Origin of the sequence: Novosphingobium sp. HR1a, assembly GCF_015594425.1 — a bacterium.
Classification (GTDB): Bacteria; Pseudomonadota; Alphaproteobacteria; order Sphingomonadales; family Sphingomonadaceae; genus Novosphingobium; species Novosphingobium resinovorum_A.
The window spans coordinates 1-615 of the sequence record NZ_JABXWS010000156.1 but is presented as its reverse complement, the minus strand read 5'-3'; the positions used below and the strand labels follow the sequence as shown (position 1 = coordinate 615).

The 615-nt window shown below is 69.8% G+C and carries 1 protein-coding gene; it reads right to left on the bottom strand.

From position 1 onward, the window contains the following. A partial coding sequence (locus HWN72_RS30790) for a PfkB family carbohydrate kinase (protein WP_248006505.1) occupies positions 1–615 on the bottom strand: 615 nt, incomplete at both ends.

Sequence of the window (615 nt, the reverse complement as noted above, 5' to 3'; positions counted from 1 at the left end):
AGCCCCGCCTGCGCGGTGGCGACGAGATCCGCGCCCTGCAGCCACTTGTGCAGCACGCCCGCCGCGAAGGCGTCTCCGGTGCCGATGCGGTCGACGATGCCGGTGACGTCCACCTCGCTGGTCTGGTGCGCCGCGTCCCGCGCATCGAGACGCGCGGCGATACGGTGATGGCCGGAATTGACCACATGCCGCGCGGTCGAGGCGATCAGCTGCAGCTTCGGAAACGCCTCGAAGGCGGCCAGCGCGGCCTCGCGCCGACGGTCGGAGCCATCGCCGGAGAACGCCTTGCCCAGCAGCAACGAGATATCCCGGTGGTTGCCGATCATGACCGTTGCCGACTGCATCAGGTCAGTCAGCACGCTGCGCGGGTCGCTGTCCCACGCGTCCCACAGCAGCGCGCGGTAATTGCCGTCGAAACAGACAGGCACGCCGGCGCTATCGGCCGCGGCGACGGCGGCTTGCGCAAGCGCGACACCTCCGGGGCCGAGCGCCGGCGTGATGCCCGACAGGTGGAGCAGTCGGGCGCCCTCGAGCGCGGAGGCGAAGTCGAACTGGTCCGCCTTGGAGGTTGCGAACACGGAACCCTCGCGATCATAGGTGATCGACGAAGGCCTC